Source organism: Lysobacter sp. CA196, assembly GCF_052078695.1.
GTDB lineage: Bacteria > Pseudomonadota > Gammaproteobacteria > Xanthomonadales > Xanthomonadaceae > Lysobacter.
On sequence record NZ_JBQJIN010000001.1, the window covers coordinates 1 to 14,038 of the forward strand.

The following is a 14,038-nucleotide window of genomic DNA, read 5'->3' on the forward strand; positions in this document are numbered from 1 at the left end:
CGACTTGCTTCAGCGTCGTGACGATTTGGCTCTCGGTGAATTTGCTCTTGCGCATCTGGGTCTCCTTGGGGCTAGTTTGCCTGGAGACCTCTGGTTAGGGTTGGAGTGAGTTTACGGGGAGGCGACAATTCGGCACCCCATTCGGGCACCGCTGCCGCCCTCGCAACTCTTGAGGGCGAGTTCGCTGGCCACCTCGATAGTCGGACCTCCTTGAGTAATCACGTTGGCACCCTGCCCGAGCACTTCAGGCCAGGCAACGACAGCGCACTGATTCTCGTAAGCGAACAGAAGCTTCTTGCAATCGCCCGCCCCGTGCTCGGCGCAACGATCAAGAGCTTCGCGCTCAGCCTTTCTTTTCGAGGACTTGCCCACCGAGGTGCCGACATCGCCGGTACTTAGGCCGATTGCGATGGCGCCCCACGTCAGTTCCCAGTGAGGCTCGACCCGTGCCGCCTGGGAGGCTGGCGCATTCTGCGGCCAAGCGTTCGGTGGGATGCATTGTGGATTGCCAGCCGATGGAATGCCCGCTGGGCACTGCGCCATTGAGTGGTCGCTCCACAGCAACCCAACACTCAGAACCATGAACAAACACGCAACTTTCATTTCCACGTTCCCTGTTCCCTTATCTGCCGAGAGAAAGACGCCCCTCTACTCGTCACTCGCCTCACCCCATCAAATCGAACCGCTCGTGAAGACGCGGTTATTGCATCAACTCCGGAGGACTGCAGTTCGTGTAGTGGACCCGGCAGTTCACGTCGTCATTGCTGCACTGTCGCTTGCCCAGCTCCGAGGCTCTTTCTACAGTCGCCGCAGTGTGGACGCTGTATTTCTTGTCTCCCGTAACAGGGATCGCGCATTGATCGAAGTACTAGACATCCAGGACGCAATAGCCGCCCCCTTTCTTGCGGCACTACGAAAGTGCATGCGCTTCCGCTTGCCGTTTGGATTTCATGCTGGTCGACGCACCTAAGACGGCTTTCGGTGCATCCGTCGCTATGGCTCCCCAACGGCTTTCCCAATGCGCCGACGAAGGAGTCTGCTGTACCGGAGCGTTCTGGGGCCATGCATTAGGAGGAGCGCACGAAGGATTTCCGACAGCCGGGATACCGGCTGGTCACTGAGCCATCGCGCCAGGGCTGAGCACTGACAGACAGAGCAATATCAGGTAGATCTCTTTCATTCCATCACGTCCAAATCGAAGCAGTATCTACATAAAGGCCTCGACTCTTCGCGCCGCGACTTTGACTCGACATCTGTTGACGATTACCCGCCGACGAGCACCGCGTCAGAGCACCTAGAATAAACAATCCGACACCCGCCAGCTTCGTCGGTACCCGCACAGTGCTTCATAGCGTATTCACTGGCCGACTCGATGGTGGGCCCGCTGGCCGCCTTAATAACTGCGTTATGCCCGAGCACGGAGGGCCATGCTACAGCCGCACATTGGTTCTGATAAGTGAACAGAATCTTCTTGCAGCCCTTCGCGCCTTTTCGGCGCAACGCACCAAGGCTTCACGCTCTGCTTTCCGCTTGCTGAACTAACCTACTGATGTGCCGACATCTCCATGATCCGGATCAATCGCGATCGCACCCCAGGTGAGTTTCCAAGCAGGCCCCGCGGGTTGCGCCGGAGCTGAATTCTGCGGCCAGGCGCTCGGCGGGACGCATTGCGGATTTCCGACGGAAGGAATGCCGGTTGGACACTGAGCTAGCGCAGCCCCGCACCAAAGAACGCAAAGCGCTGCCGTGACGAGATGGCTTATTTTCAATTCGATACTTCTTGTCATCAATACCGAGTAAAGAAGACAACAAACGCCAACTCGAAAATATTCTAGCGACTGAATTGCGGTCAAGTACAAGGCGTGCTTGAAATTGCCTCGGACGTGTCACGAGCCTCCTAGAAAAAGGCAAAAAAATGGCCCAGGTCAAACGACCTGAGCCATTGATATTTCCCTACACCGACTAAACGAATCGTCGATTGAGCGCAGTCGCCTGCGACTTGGGCAAGCTATTACCTGATTAATACCGGCTTTGTGCAATCGGAGTATACGATTTCGCATACACCACTATCGCTTCTACCATCTCCGGCGCATCGCTTAAGGGCCACTTCACTGGCAACAGCGACTGTCGGGCCGCTTTGCGCGATGATCCCACCGGATTTCCCTGGCGCCGATGGCCAAGCAACAACACCGCATTGATTCTCGTAAGCAAACAATATCTTCTTGCAATCGCCAGCCCCGTTGGCTGAACAGCGAGCTATGGCTTCTCGTTCAGCCTTCCGTTTGCTGAAGCTGCCTACAGCTGTACCCACGTCTCCCGTATTCGGGTCAATAGCGATAGCACCCCAGGTCAGCTTCCACTTCGGTTCCGCAGCAGCCTGCTGCGAGGGCGCGTTCTGCGGCCACGCGCTCGGTGGAATGCACTGCGGATTACCTGCCGACGGCGTTCCCGCCGGGCACTGCGCCGATACAGGGCTACTAAAAAGCGCAGACAGACTGGCAAACACGAAGAAGCTGATCGCTTTCACTCTTAAAGCTCCTAGTTGTCCGCAGCCCCTCGCTGGCCAGGAGTTGCAGATGATTGCGTATTAGCCAACCCACGCTGGCCCTGTGCTGGCTCGACATGCCCCTGCTGTCCACTGGTAACTCGTGCTGCGTGTTGTGTATTCATTGGAGCTTGTGAGCCCTGAACCTCACTACCAGCTCGGGGCTGCGCCGCACCAGCACCATACTGCGACGGAATCCCGCCACCCGGCGAAGCGCCCTGCGATTGCGGCGGAGCGAACGAGTTGTACGAGCTGAACTGACCCAACACGCCCTGGAAGAACATCGCGGCCATCGGCGGTGCGCTGATGATGAGCACCGTCAGGATCAAACCCAAACCACCCTGCTGCAACGCCTGACTCGACATGCCCTGGGTGAAGTTCTGCCCCAGGATCGCACCCGCGATCGCAGTGCCCCAGAAAACCGCCGCCACCTTGGCGACCATCTTCATGGCAATCGCGACCATCGCACTCAACATCGCCATCGAAAACATGGTTCCGATGCCATAGTACAGCCACTTGCTGAACAGTTGCTTTGTCTGGTCGAACAGCAAACACAATATGAATATTGGTCCCAATCCGATAAACAAGGCCATCGCAATTTCATAAAGCAGCAGCGAAATACCCGCGGTAATCGCCGGCCCGCCGGTGCCGAAACCGACCGCCCACATCGCCCGGGTCTTTTCGTCGGTCAATGCCGGATCGCTGACCACCTGCATCGCGTCGATGCTCGACCAGGCCAACTGCATCCAGCCCAGGTTCTCGTCGATCTTCTGCTCCGGGGTGGAGTTCGGGTCGCCGGTGACGACCCAGTTGATTTCCTTCTTGACGTCGTCGGTCAGGAACGTGTGCAAATTCGTACCGAACACGCCCATCGATGTGGCCACCGCGACGATGAACGTCGCGCGCAGCGCGTTGGTCACCAAGGCCATCATCGGCTCGCGCGACATGCCGCTGACGATGCGGTAGCCCTGCAGCAGGATCCACAAGGTCATCAAGGTCAGTGCGATGCCGCCGACCCACTGCATGGCGTTGCCCATCAGCTCCAGGCCGAACTCGCGGATTTCACGACGCAAGTAAGTCAGGATCAAACGGAAGAAGACGAAGTCTCCGACCGAATTGACGTGCAGATTGAGCCAGTCCAACGGACTGGAGTTCGGCAGCCAGCCGCCGGTGAGGTTAAGTCCCTTAATCATCGCTGCACCCGCTATCCCTGGAATCGCTGTTGCCGGCCCGGCTCATCATCCGCATGCGGAGAGCGGCCTTGATTCGAACGTCGCCGTTCGCCCTTGTCATTGCAAAGCCCCTGCCATCACCGCCGTGCTGAAGGCCGAGCCGATCAGCGTCTGCTGGCCCTTCAGGCCGCGCTTGGCGAGCGTGTTCTGCTTGTCGACCATGGCCACGATGTAGGCATCGTAGATACCCATCTGCGCCTGGTACATCTGGTATTTGACATCGAGATCGTTCGCCAGCCGCATCGATTCGCTGTCCACGCCTTCCACGTTGCCTTGATCGCTGCTGGTGCCGCGCTGGCTTTGCACCTGGCCGAGCAGGCGCTGCATTTCCGGCACGGTATCGCGCGAGAACCTGACGGTGTAGTTGAACTTGTCGACCTTCGCGCTCTCGATGTTGACGCAGATCTGCATCTGCTGCTCGGACAGGTCACCGTCGAGATTCAGGCCGACACGCGACATCAGATTGCCGAGAATGCTGCCCCCGCCGCTTGGCTGACGGCAACGCTGCTCGACCACCTGCGACTTGTCCAGCTCGCGCCACGGCTCGGAGGTCGGCAACGCGATCGGGTTGTCCAGGAAACTCTGGAACTTGATGAGCTGCTGCTGGAAGTGCTGGTACTGCTTTTGCCACTCGGCCATTTCCTTGCCGAACTCTACGACGCGCTCGGCGCTGGTCGCGATTTGCTGGCCGATGTTCGCGGCCATATGTCCCGGATCGGTGACGACCCATTGCGCGTTGACGCTACCGGCCGCCATGACACAGCCCAGCGCCAGGACGCCAACCGCAAGGTTCTTCTTGTACGCCTGCTTGGCATTATTCGTTTTCATCTTCCCTCTCTCCCGATCCGATAGTTGCCACTGGCATTGCCGATCAGTGATCCATGCGCCCCGGCTTACTGCAGCGCGCCGGCCATGGCCGCGGTGCTGAGCATCTGGCCCAGAGGGCCCGCCTGGCCCTTGAGCGCGCGTGTGGCCAAGGTGTTCTGCTTGTCCATCATCGCGGCGATGTAAGCGTCGTAGGTCTTCATCTGCGACTGCCAGGACTGGTACTTGATGTCCAGGTCGTTGGCGAGGCGCATCGATTCGCTGTCCACGCCCTGGATGTTGCCCTGGCTGCTGCTGGTTCCGCGCTGGCCCTGGATCTTGCCGAGCAGGCTCTGCATCTGCGGCACCGAGTCGCGGGCGAACTTGACGGTGTAGTTGAACTTGTCGACCTTGGCGCTTTCGATGTTCACGCACACCTGCAACTGCTGCTGGGCCAGGTCGCCATTGAGGTTCAGGCCGACGCTGTCCATCAGCCTGCCCAGCAGGCTGCCGCCGGTATCGCCGCACTTCTGCTTGACGACCTCGGCCTTGTTCAACTCGACCCAGGGCTCCGAGTTCGGCAAGGCGATCGGATTGTTCAAGAAGCTCTGGAACTTGATGAGCTGCTGCTGGAAGTGCTCGTACTGCTTCTTCCACTCGTCCAGCTCTTTCACGAATTCGCCGGCACGCTCGCCCGAGACGAGGATCTGCTGGACGACGTTTTGTATGGTGTGACCAGGATCGGTAACCACCCATTGCGCATTCACGCTTCCGGCCACCATCGCACTACTTAACGCCAGTGCGCAGACAGCCAGCTTCTTAGTGCGCGCCTGCTTGGCAATGTTCGATTTCATCTTCCTTCTCCTGATCTGATGGTTGACGTCAGATACTGCTGAATAAACGGTTCGCCAGCTTTAGGCCGCGGCGGAATCGGAAACCGCCTTCTTGGCCGGGCCTTTGCCCGAACCCTTGCGGTTGGCGAAAAAGTCCTGCAGCCAGTCGGCGGGAACCAGGTCGCCCTGGGTTACGCCCTTCTTGTGGGCCGCCTTGTCGAGCACCTGGTGCATGATGTCGATGTTGTCGGTCGAAGCGGAAATGACCGCCAGGGCGTCGTCCATGCCGCGCAGGTTGAGCTGGCAGACGACCGCCGAGTGGCCCTGCTTGACCAGGAAGCAGCGCGAACGCTCGTCGAGACCCTTCACCACCTGATACTCGGCATCGGTGAGCTTGAGGCCTTCGATGTAGTCTTCGCGGCTGGCGTTCGGGTTCGGCAGCAGGATCAGGGTCGCGGTCTGTTCGATCAGCGACGCCGAGATGTCGCTGGCGAGCGCGTCTTCCGGGCTCTGGGTCGCGAAGATGCCCATGCCGTTCTGTTTACGGATGGTCTTCTGCTTGTTCTTGGCGAATTCCTTGAGGCCGCCGCTGCCGTCGAGGATCTTCCAGAATTCGTCCATGACGTAGATCAGCGGGCGTCCGTCGATCAGCTCTTCGAGGCGGTGCAGCAGGTAATTGATCACCGGCACGCGCACTTCGGGGTTGTCGATCACGTCGGTGTAGTCGAAGCCGATGATGTTGGCTTTTTCGAGATTGACCGTGTCGACCGGATTGTCGAACACCCAGCCCAGCGAATTGCCCGCAGTCCACTTGCGCAGGCGCGCATACAGACCGTCGTCGCCCATGTTGGGCAGGCTCTTCTGCAGGTTGGTCATGCTGCGCAGGTGAGGCGGCGTGTCGAGGATGTTCTCGACCGCGCGGAAGATGTCCTCTTCCTCGCGCGCCGAGTACACGCCCTTGCCGGCCAGCACCTTGATCAGGTCCGACAGGAACTGGGTATTGGTTTCGTTGTTCTCGCACTGGAACGGGTTGAAGCCGGTGGGCTGGCCGTTCTCGAGGGCGAGATAGTTGCCGCCGCAGGCGCGCACGAAGATCTCGGCGCCGCGATCCTTGTCGAAGAAGAAGATCGTCGGCACCGGCTTGAGCTTCTGCACCTGGCTCAACAGGAAGTTGATCAGCGCGGTCTTACCGGTACCCGACTTACCGATCACCATGGTGTTGGCGATGGCCTTCTCGCCGAGCGAGTTCTCGGCCGGATGGGTCGCGTGGAAGTTGAAGTAATACGGCTGGCCGTTGGTCGTCTGCAAGGTGGTGACGCAGTCGCCCCACGGATTGTTCTCTTTCTTGCCGGTCGCGAAATTGTGCAGCGGCGACAGGCCGAGGAAGTTCAGCGAGCTGACGTTGGCCAGGCGGGTGCGGTACTTCCAGTTGCCCGGGAACTGGGCGTAGAACGACGACGCCACCGCCAGGTCTTCCTTGGCCGAGATGAAGCCGGCGTTGGACAGCTCGGCGCGCGACATCGCCAGATGCTGGGCGAGCTTTTCCTGGCTGTCGGCGTACACGGTAAAGGTGAAGTGATACTCGCCGAGCACGAAGTTGCCCGAGGCGAGCTGGTCCATCGCCATGTCGAGTTCGATGATCTGGCTGACCGCCTTGTCGCCGGACGAGATCATCATGCCCTTGGTGCGGTCGAGCGCCTTCAGCGCGTCCTGACGGCCCATCGGGCTGAACGAATGCGTCACGACGTATTCGAAATCCAGATATTTCAGGCCGTTGAGGATGCCCGGGTAGGTGGCGTCGGTGTATTCCTTGATGTTGAGGATCGCACCGAAATGATTCACGCCGTTCGGCGTATTGATGACGAAGTCGCCCGACTTGTTCGAGAACATGTGCCGGCTGACCGGCAGATAGTTGTAGACGGGGGCCGGCAGCACCGGCACCGGCTCGTCGATGCGGTTGAGCAGATAGCCGAAGAACTCCAGCGCTTCGGAGAACACCAGGCCGTTCTTGGCCTCGTACATGCCCAGCCGGTACGGCGCGTAGTCCTTGAGGACCGCTTCGACGTTGCTGGCCAGCTCCATGATCTTGCCGATCGCCTGATCCTGCTCTTCCTTCAGTTGCTCGACGTTCGCCGACTTCTCGACGAAGCGCTTGCCCGAGACGATCGGGCGGTAAATCATCGTCAGATACAGCTCGTTCTGCATGAGCTTCTGACTGGACAGCGACGCGAAGTAGCCGTCCGACAATTCCTGGTTGAAGACCTGGTCGAACTGGTTCTTGGTGTTGACGCGGCGGCGACGGCGAATGTCGTGCACCCAGAACGCCACGTTGACGAAATCCGGAGCGCGCAGGGTCTGCAGCATCCGGTTGAACGTGTTGTGGCGGTGCTCCAGCTCCCACTCCTCGCGCCCGACGAACGGCAACCCACCCAAATGCCACACCAACAGGAAGTCGCCCCCGGTCGTCTTGAGGACCGTCGGCGATACGTGGGTGGACAGCGGGATGAACTCGCTGATGGGAGCGTCGGGCGTCAGCATAAGGTGAGTACGTGCCTTCTTGGGTGGATGAAGCGGCTGTTTGATGCTGAATGGCTGGGACGGCAGGACCGCTCGATTAACGCGGCGAACGGCTGCCGGTAAAGCCGGACGTCACTGCGGGCGAGCCGCAATGACGTCCGGGACTTCATTTTTTCGCTTTCTTGTCGCTGGCGCTGCGATAGATGTTCGGCGTGAACACCCACATGCCCTGGTGATGTTCCAGGTTCCGTACGCGAGTACGGAACTGGAGCCGCAAGCCGAGCAGGCGGAAGATCAGTTCGTCTCGCCGAGTCATCTGCCGCATGATGAAAATCACGATCGGCAGCAACAAGATGCACCACATGTTGATGTAGAACGTCAGCAGGATCGAAGTCCCCGCGCCGATGGCGAAGGGAATGTACGGCACGCCGAGAAACATCGGCGGGCGCGTACAGCCGCGAAACAGCGCGTTCTTATGCATACGTGGTCAGGACGGTCATCACCATGCCGACCGGCGAGCCGACGTCTTCCGGAATGACCATGCGGGCCAGCTGGGCAGCGGCGCCGATCAGGAAGCCGCCGATCAGGACCGGTGCGACGTCGGCGATGCGCTTGTGGGCGAAGGCGATCTGGTAGCCGGCGAAGATCACGGCGATCGTCACGATGGCGATCGAAGCGACGTTCAGCAGGCCGTTGAGCTTGGTGATGAAACCGGTGACGCGACCTTCCGCATCTTCGCCGCCCTGGGCGAACGCCAGTTCCGGCGCGGCCAGCATGCCGACGAAAAGGGCCGCCATGCCGAAGGCGGAGAGAAAGTTCTTGAAGACGGTGTTGTTCATGAAGAGATCCCTTCTAGTTCGCTAGTGGACAAAGGTGGTGGAGAAGAATCGTGGGTCTAGGGGGTGGAGCTAGGGATTGACGCTAGGGATTGAAGCTAGGGTTTGGCGCTGGTGGATCGGTGGTCAGAAAACGAAGGCCTGGTCTCCCGGCGACGGCTCTTTGGACAAAGCCGCGGCAGCAGCCGGCCCCGCGGCGGCGTTCATCGGCATGACTCTTACCGGTTGAGACGCTTGCGGAACCAGCGCAGCCATGCCCATCGAAACGGGCTGGACCGCAGACGGTGAAGAAATCGGCATTGGTGTAGCTGATAACGGTAACTGGGGCATCGACGCGGCCATCGGCGGCGGCGGCGGAGCCGGCTGCGAAGTGGCCAGGGCAGCGGCCAGGCGCTGGGGGCCGGACTGGCGGCCCGGCGCGTAGACCGGCTTGGCGGCCGCGGCGACGGTGGTCCCCGCCGCCGGCGACTTGCCGATCACGGCGATGGCCTGGCCGTCGGAGTCGTTGCTCGCGGCCCGGTTGATCGAGGCGTAGACCTTCTGCACGTAGCCGTGCCGGAAACCGGTGACGAAGTTGCCCGAGTAGTAGCAACTGAACGACTTGCCCCAATCGTTATTGGAGCGGCTGTAGCACTCGGCCAGGATGCGCGAACCGGCCTGCAGGTTCGGACAGGCCTCGAAGGCTTTCTCGTAGGAGTCCAGGCCGTACTTGCCGAGGTTGTAGCGGTTGACCTGGGCGACGCCGAGCGAAAAGTTGTAGCCGCGGCGCTCGAGCATGCGCACGGTCGCGATCGCTTCAGGGAGATTCTTGGGCTGGCGCACGAGGCGGCCGCCCACGACGCCGATGGCGTAGGGATTAAAGGACGACTCCACGCGCACGACGTGGTGCATCACTTCATGTGGAACTGCCAAGCCCGGGCAGTTCATCAGCTCAATTCCGGGCAACATTCCTTGATCCCCCCTGCCGACCTTGGCGCCGACCCCCTGTAAACAGACCAAAAATGAATGGGTTGCTAGCAGTTGGAACGACGCCGCAATGATTCATGTTGGAGCCAGGATTGTCAATGGCCATGCACACTTACGTCACTTTTTCACGAATTTCGCGAACGTAGCGCACCTATTCGGCGTGCGAGCGTTCCGGATTGAAATCGATGCCCGTGATATAGCGCTGCCCGGCGTGAGCCTTGATGTGCACGACGATATCGATGGTCATCATCAACAAGCGCTTGATGACCGCGAATTCCAATCCCGAACCCTCGTTCGAAGCCTTCACCATCAACGCCAGCTGATCCCAGGTCTGGGTAATGCTGCCGGCGTGGCAGCTGGTGATCGATCCCGGGTGGCCCGAGGCGCAGTTACGAATGAAGTAGAACGATTCGTCGCCGCGCAACTCGGCCAGGATGATCCGGTCGGGCTTCATACGAAGGCAGGCCTCCATGCAACTCTTGGCCGTGACGTTGCTCGTGCTTTGTCCACCTTTTGAGTAGAGCAAGTGCACCACATTCGGCTGCTCGATGAAGAGCTCACGCGCGTCCTCGATCGTCACCAGCCGTTCGTAGGCCGGGATGTGGTTGACGAGCGATTTCATGAAGGTGGTCTTGCCGCTGCCTGTGGCGCCGGCGACAACGACGTTCTTCTTGTACTGGACGGCTTTCTTGAAGAATTCGGCGTAGTTCCTCGACGCGCGCAGTTCCAGCAGCTCGCGGTCGTGCTCGCTCAGCACGTGCGTCTGCTCGACGACCTGGGCGAAGAAGCCGTCCTCCTCGTACTGCTGCAGGGTCTTGCTGTGCTTGGACGGCAGACGGATCGTGATCGAGACCTTGCCGGCGTCGCAGGCCGGCGGAATCACGAACTGGGCGCGCTGACCGGTCGGGAACGTCAACGAGACCACCGGGTCGGCATCGGTGATGCGCTGGCCGGTGTTGCTCTCGTTGACGACCGCGGTACAGAACTGCCGGGCCCGTTCGAACGTCAGGCCCGGCACCTCGATCCGGTTCCAGCCCGACCGGGTCTCCAGATAGAGCTCCCCCGGCCGGTTGATACAGATTTCCGTCACATCCGGCGAGCTCATGTACTCGTGGATGCCCAGCACCTGGTACTGGTATTCCAGGAACGCGTTCGATACCTGGGCGATCGGTGAATTGTCTGTATCCATTTCTCTCAACCAAACACTGTTGTCGATATCACCTGAGGACCGACGAGAAGTCGACGTCCTTGGCGACATAGACGTTCACGATCGTGCCCTGGTTGATGGTCACGGTCGGCGGCCGGTTGATGCTCTTGTCCAGGGCCTGATTGGCCAGTCGTTCCATCGCGCGAGCGGTGTTGCTCTCGTAGGGCTGCTGGACGGCCAAGCCGCCATTGGTGATGGTGGTGCTCTCCGGACCGTTCTTGGCCGCGGCGTACTTGAACGCGTCGCTGATCAGGCTGATCAGCAGCGCCGAGGCGATGCGGCTGCCCCAGTGCGCGTTGAAGTCGCCGGGATGGCCGGCGCCGCCGAGGTTGTCGATGCCCGGGCTGGCCATGTTGACGTCGATGCCGTTCGGCGTGGTGATGCGATCCCAGATGACCGAGACGCGCGGACCGTTGATGTTCTCGCTCTGGTAGCGGCCGGAGATCTTGGAGCCCTTCGGCAGCAGCAGGCGACGGCCGTTGATCGAGTAGGTCGGCTCGGTGACGATGCAGGAGGTGAAGCCCGGCAGGTCGGTGATGATCCGGGTCTCCATCACGCAGCGGATGTACGTACCGCGTACCAGCAAGGTATCGGGGTTGTAGATCGGCTGGGCGAAGGCGACTTCCTTCGGGGGCTCGACGACGGCGGGCTTCGGGTTGAGGCGGGCTTCGGCCGCGGCGATCTGTGCAGCGACGCGGTCTTCGTTGCTTTGACCGCCACCACCGCCCTGCCCGGCCATTTCGCCCATGCGGCGTTCCATCAGGCTGGGACCGCGCGGACCGGCTTCGACCTGTTCCTGCGGCTGCTGGTTCATCTGCGGCTGCGGCGGCGGCATCGGTTCGGCCATCGGCAACGGCGGCATCTCAGGCACCGGCTGCGGCGGCGGCAACTGGGTTTCGATCGGCTTGGGCAGCGCCGGGATGCTGATCTCCTCGTCCTTGACCTTCTTGGCCTCGTCGTCGCCGGAAGTCGCGCTGTTGAACATCCACAACGCGGCGATGATCAGCAACAGCACGATACCGCCGAGGAACAGCAGCGCCTTGCGGTTGAGCTTCTGCGCTTCGGAGGACTTCAGGGTCGGGGTGCTGGCATCCAGGTCCGGAGCCGGGCCGGAGGCCTGCTGTCCGTAGTAGGGATTGGCACCGGCGTAGCCGTAGTTGCCTTCTTGCGGCGTGCCCTGGTTGTCTTCGGGGTGGCCAGGCGGGTTGGGCGGCATGTTCTGGCTCATTTCTGCTTCTTCCTGCGCAGACCGACGACGTTATTGCCGTGCCGGATGATCAAGTAGGGATAGGTGCCGTGGACCACGATCGTGTTGTTCTCGACCGTGGTGTTGACCACGAAATCCTCGCCGCCTTCGCGTTCGCGACCGAACACGGCGGGGAAATTGCCGGTCGGCAGGCTCTTCAGTCCACTGATCTTGATGTAGGTGAACTGGCCGTCGTCGTAGACGTTGGTCGGCACCAGCCATGACGGCTTCTTGCGGGTCGAATATTGGTAATCGAAGTTGTAGACGCGGTTCTTGTCGAGCGTCGTGTTCAACTCCGGAACCGGTTCGGCCTTGGTTTCCTGGGCGCCGGAAAACTCGGTGCCGTTCGGATAGACGAACTTGATCTTGTACTGCACGCCGGCCTGCTTGGCCTGCTCGAGCACGCGCCAGTCGGTGGCGACGACCTTCAACTCGAAGATGTACGAGTGCGTGCTCGTACGGATCATCATGTTGGTGTCGACGTCGACGTTCTTGGGCTTGATGTAGAAGACGTTGTCGCGGCGGCTCAGATCCCAGCCGCTGCTGAAGCCGGTGCTGTAGTCGAGGATGTTCTCGCTCGGGCTCAGCTCGATCTGGGTGGTGATGCCCAGACCGGTACGCACCGGATAGATGCGGTTGGCTTCGTATTCGTATTCCTGGATAACCTGGGCCGTGGCAGGTAGCGCGAGGCCGGAAACCGCCAGGAACAGCAGGGCGGCCAAGCGGTGTTTACGCAGGCAGTTCATCGGTTGCTGACTCCATTCGCATTGCCAGTCGGTGCAGGTGCAGGTGCCGCCGGCGTCGTTGCCGGATTGGCGGCGGGATTGGGGGGAACGGACGCGCCGGGCTGTGCCGGTGCCGTCGGTGGGTAGCCTGGGGCCACGCCGGGAGCGGCCGGTGCCGCGGGGTAACCGGGAGCCGGCGCGACGGTGCCGTCGGGCATGAGCTGCCCCTGCGGCGCGGCCGCCGGAGCGGGCGCAGCCGCGTCGGGCGTGGTCGGATACTCGCTCTGGATCGGCGGCGAAGCGGCGTAGTCGTTGTCGACGCGGTAACCGGTGACCTGGAAGCCCAAGGGGTTGAGCACGCGGTTGCGCTCGTCCATCTTGAGGTTCGACTTGTACAGGTACTCGATCGTGGCGATCTTGCTGTCCAAGGGCTCGGAAGCTCCCGAGGTCTTGTTCAGCACGCTGCGCTGGAAGCGGACCGTGGCGACCTTCGCCTTCGGACCGGTGTTCTGCTCGCCGTTGAGCTGGATGCTGAGGATCTTGACCCGGACCGTCTTCTCCTTGCCGAAGATCTTGATCGGGTTGTTGACATTGGTCGCACCGAACAGTTGCGAGTAGCCGCTGGTGACGTGCGGCGAGGCCATCGCGAACACCGTGCTCCAGTCGCGCTCGCCGATCTGCGAGGCGTCGTAGGACTCACGCGCCATCACGAAGTGCGAGATGTTGGCCTTGTTGATCGCTTCGCTGCTGCCGATGCTGGGATTGACGAAGTCGTCGCGCAGGCGGGCCACGGTCGAGGTGCCGGTGTAGGCGTCGGCCATGACCAGGTACGGGACCTTTTCCTTGAGCGGCAGGAAGTAGAAGTATCCGCCGGCCAGGATCAGCGACATCACCAACGAGGCGAACGCCACCATCCAGGCGCGGCGTTCGCTGCGTCGCGCGATGTCGGCGACGGTCACTTCGTAGTTGGCCGCCTTGGCGACGGCGTTCTCGATCTGCGGAGTTACGGGCTTTTTTCCGAACATCTTATGTTGCATCCATAACTATGGAATCGTTGCCGGCGACCGGGCGTGCTCGCGCACGCAGACCGGATCGCTCAGCGGGTCGGCGTTAGCCGTTCGATGGTT

14 protein-coding genes are annotated in these 14,038 nt (G+C 60.9%); all 14 read right to left on the bottom strand.

From position 1 onward, the window contains the following. Positions 1 to 111: 111 nt before the first annotated feature. The gene (locus ACTOWK_RS00005; protein WP_441328631.1) at positions 112 to 603 is read right to left on the bottom strand and encodes a DUF4189 domain-containing protein; all 492 of its coding nucleotides are present in this window, start codon (positions 601 to 603) and stop codon (positions 112 to 114) included. Between the two features lie 660 nt (positions 604 to 1,263). Then, on the bottom strand, positions 1,264 to 1,500 hold the full coding sequence (locus ACTOWK_RS00010; protein WP_441328198.1) for a DUF4189 domain-containing protein: 237 nt from the start codon (positions 1,498 to 1,500) through the stop codon (positions 1,264 to 1,266). A 511-nt stretch (positions 1,501 to 2,011) separates the two neighbouring features. Further along, on the bottom strand, positions 2,012 to 2,527 hold the full coding sequence (locus tag ACTOWK_RS00015) for a DUF4189 domain-containing protein (RefSeq protein WP_441328199.1): 516 nt from the start codon (positions 2,525 to 2,527) through the stop codon (positions 2,012 to 2,014). An 11-nt stretch (positions 2,528 to 2,538) separates the two neighbouring features. Then, entirely contained in the window at positions 2,539 to 3,738 is a 1,200-nt protein-coding gene (locus ACTOWK_RS00020) for a type IV secretion system protein (protein WP_441328200.1), read from the bottom strand. A gap of 96 nt (positions 3,739 to 3,834) precedes the next feature. Then, positions 3,835 to 4,605 carry a hypothetical protein gene (locus ACTOWK_RS00025; protein WP_441328201.1) on the bottom strand — a complete coding sequence of 257 codons (771 nt, stop codon included), beginning with the start codon at positions 4,603 to 4,605 and terminating at the stop codon, positions 3,835 to 3,837. Positions 4,606 to 4,670: 65 nt separating this feature from the next. Continuing rightward, complete coding sequence (locus ACTOWK_RS00030; protein ID WP_441328202.1) at positions 4,671 to 5,435, bottom strand: hypothetical protein; 765 nt, start codon at positions 5,433 to 5,435, stop codon at positions 4,671 to 4,673. Positions 5,436 to 5,495: 60 nt separating this feature from the next. After that, positions 5,496 to 7,952 (bottom strand): VirB4 family type IV secretion/conjugal transfer ATPase, encoded by a 2,457-nt coding sequence (locus ACTOWK_RS00035; RefSeq protein WP_441328203.1) that lies wholly within the window; start codon positions 7,950 to 7,952, stop codon positions 5,496 to 5,498. A gap of 145 nt (positions 7,953 to 8,097) precedes the next feature. Beyond that, entirely contained in the window at positions 8,098 to 8,412 is a 315-nt protein-coding gene (locus ACTOWK_RS00040) for a type IV secretion system protein VirB3 (protein WP_441328204.1), read from the bottom strand. Further along, the gene (locus tag ACTOWK_RS00045) at positions 8,405 to 8,770 is read right to left on the bottom strand and encodes a TrbC/VirB2 family protein (RefSeq protein ID WP_441328205.1); all 366 of its coding nucleotides are present in this window, start codon (positions 8,768 to 8,770) and stop codon (positions 8,405 to 8,407) included. The genes ACTOWK_RS00040 and ACTOWK_RS00045 overlap by 8 nt, the downstream gene beginning before the upstream one ends. Before the next feature lie 123 nt (positions 8,771 to 8,893). Continuing rightward, the gene (locus ACTOWK_RS00050; protein WP_441328632.1) at positions 8,894 to 9,703 is read right to left on the bottom strand and encodes a lytic transglycosylase domain-containing protein; all 810 of its coding nucleotides are present in this window, start codon (positions 9,701 to 9,703) and stop codon (positions 8,894 to 8,896) included. Positions 9,704 to 9,884: 181 nt separating this feature from the next. Continuing rightward, positions 9,885 to 10,922: a P-type DNA transfer ATPase VirB11 gene (gene virB11, locus ACTOWK_RS00055; RefSeq protein ID WP_441328633.1), complete on the bottom strand. Its 1,038-nt coding sequence runs from the start codon at positions 10,920 to 10,922 to the stop codon at positions 9,885 to 9,887. Positions 10,923 to 10,950: 28 nt separating this feature from the next. Then, positions 10,951 to 12,168, bottom strand: a complete 1,218-nt coding sequence (locus ACTOWK_RS00060; RefSeq protein ID WP_441328206.1) for a TrbI/VirB10 family protein — start codon at positions 12,166 to 12,168, stop codon at positions 10,951 to 10,953. After that, positions 12,165 to 12,932, bottom strand: coding sequence for a TrbG/VirB9 family P-type conjugative transfer protein (locus ACTOWK_RS00065; protein ID WP_441328207.1), 768 nt, complete (start codon positions 12,930 to 12,932; stop codon positions 12,165 to 12,167). The genes ACTOWK_RS00060 and ACTOWK_RS00065 overlap by 4 nt, the downstream gene beginning before the upstream one ends. Then, positions 12,929 to 13,936 carry a virB8 family protein gene (locus ACTOWK_RS00070; protein ID WP_441328208.1) on the bottom strand — a complete coding sequence of 336 codons (1,008 nt, stop codon included), beginning with the start codon at positions 13,934 to 13,936 and terminating at the stop codon, positions 12,929 to 12,931. The genes ACTOWK_RS00065 and ACTOWK_RS00070 overlap by 4 nt, the downstream gene beginning before the upstream one ends. Positions 13,937 to 14,038: the final 102 nt, after the last annotated feature.

Coding starts and splice junctions, on each gene's coding strand:
- ACTOWK_RS00065 (WP_441328207.1), bottom strand. CDS start 12,932: ATGAACTGCCTGCGTAAACACCGCTTGGCCGCCCTGCTGTTCCTGGCG.
- ACTOWK_RS00040 (WP_441328204.1), bottom strand. CDS start 8,412: ATGCATAAGAACGCGCTGTTTCGCGGCTGTACGCGCCCGCCGATGTTT.
- ACTOWK_RS00005 (WP_441328631.1), bottom strand. CDS start 603: ATGAAAGTTGCGTGTTTGTTCATGGTTCTGAGTGTTGGGTTGCTGTGG.
- ACTOWK_RS00045 (WP_441328205.1), bottom strand. CDS start 8,770: ATGAACAACACCGTCTTCAAGAACTTTCTCTCCGCCTTCGGCATGGCG.
- ACTOWK_RS00025 (WP_441328201.1), bottom strand. CDS start 4,605: ATGAAAACGAATAATGCCAAGCAGGCGTACAAGAAGAACCTTGCGGTT.
- ACTOWK_RS00070 (WP_441328208.1), bottom strand. CDS start 13,936: ATGTTCGGAAAAAAGCCCGTAACTCCGCAGATCGAGAACGCCGTCGCC.
- ACTOWK_RS00035 (WP_441328203.1), bottom strand. CDS start 7,952: ATGCTGACGCCCGACGCTCCCATCAGCGAGTTCATCCCGCTGTCCACC.
- ACTOWK_RS00060 (WP_441328206.1), bottom strand. CDS start 12,168: ATGAGCCAGAACATGCCGCCCAACCCGCCTGGCCACCCCGAAGACAAC.
- ACTOWK_RS00030 (WP_441328202.1), bottom strand. CDS start 5,435: ATGAAATCGAACATTGCCAAGCAGGCGCGCACTAAGAAGCTGGCTGTC.
- ACTOWK_RS00020 (WP_441328200.1), bottom strand. CDS start 3,738: ATGATTAAGGGACTTAACCTCACCGGCGGCTGGCTGCCGAACTCCAGT.
- virB11 (WP_441328633.1), bottom strand. CDS start 10,922: ATGGATACAGACAATTCACCGATCGCCCAGGTATCGAACGCGTTCCTG.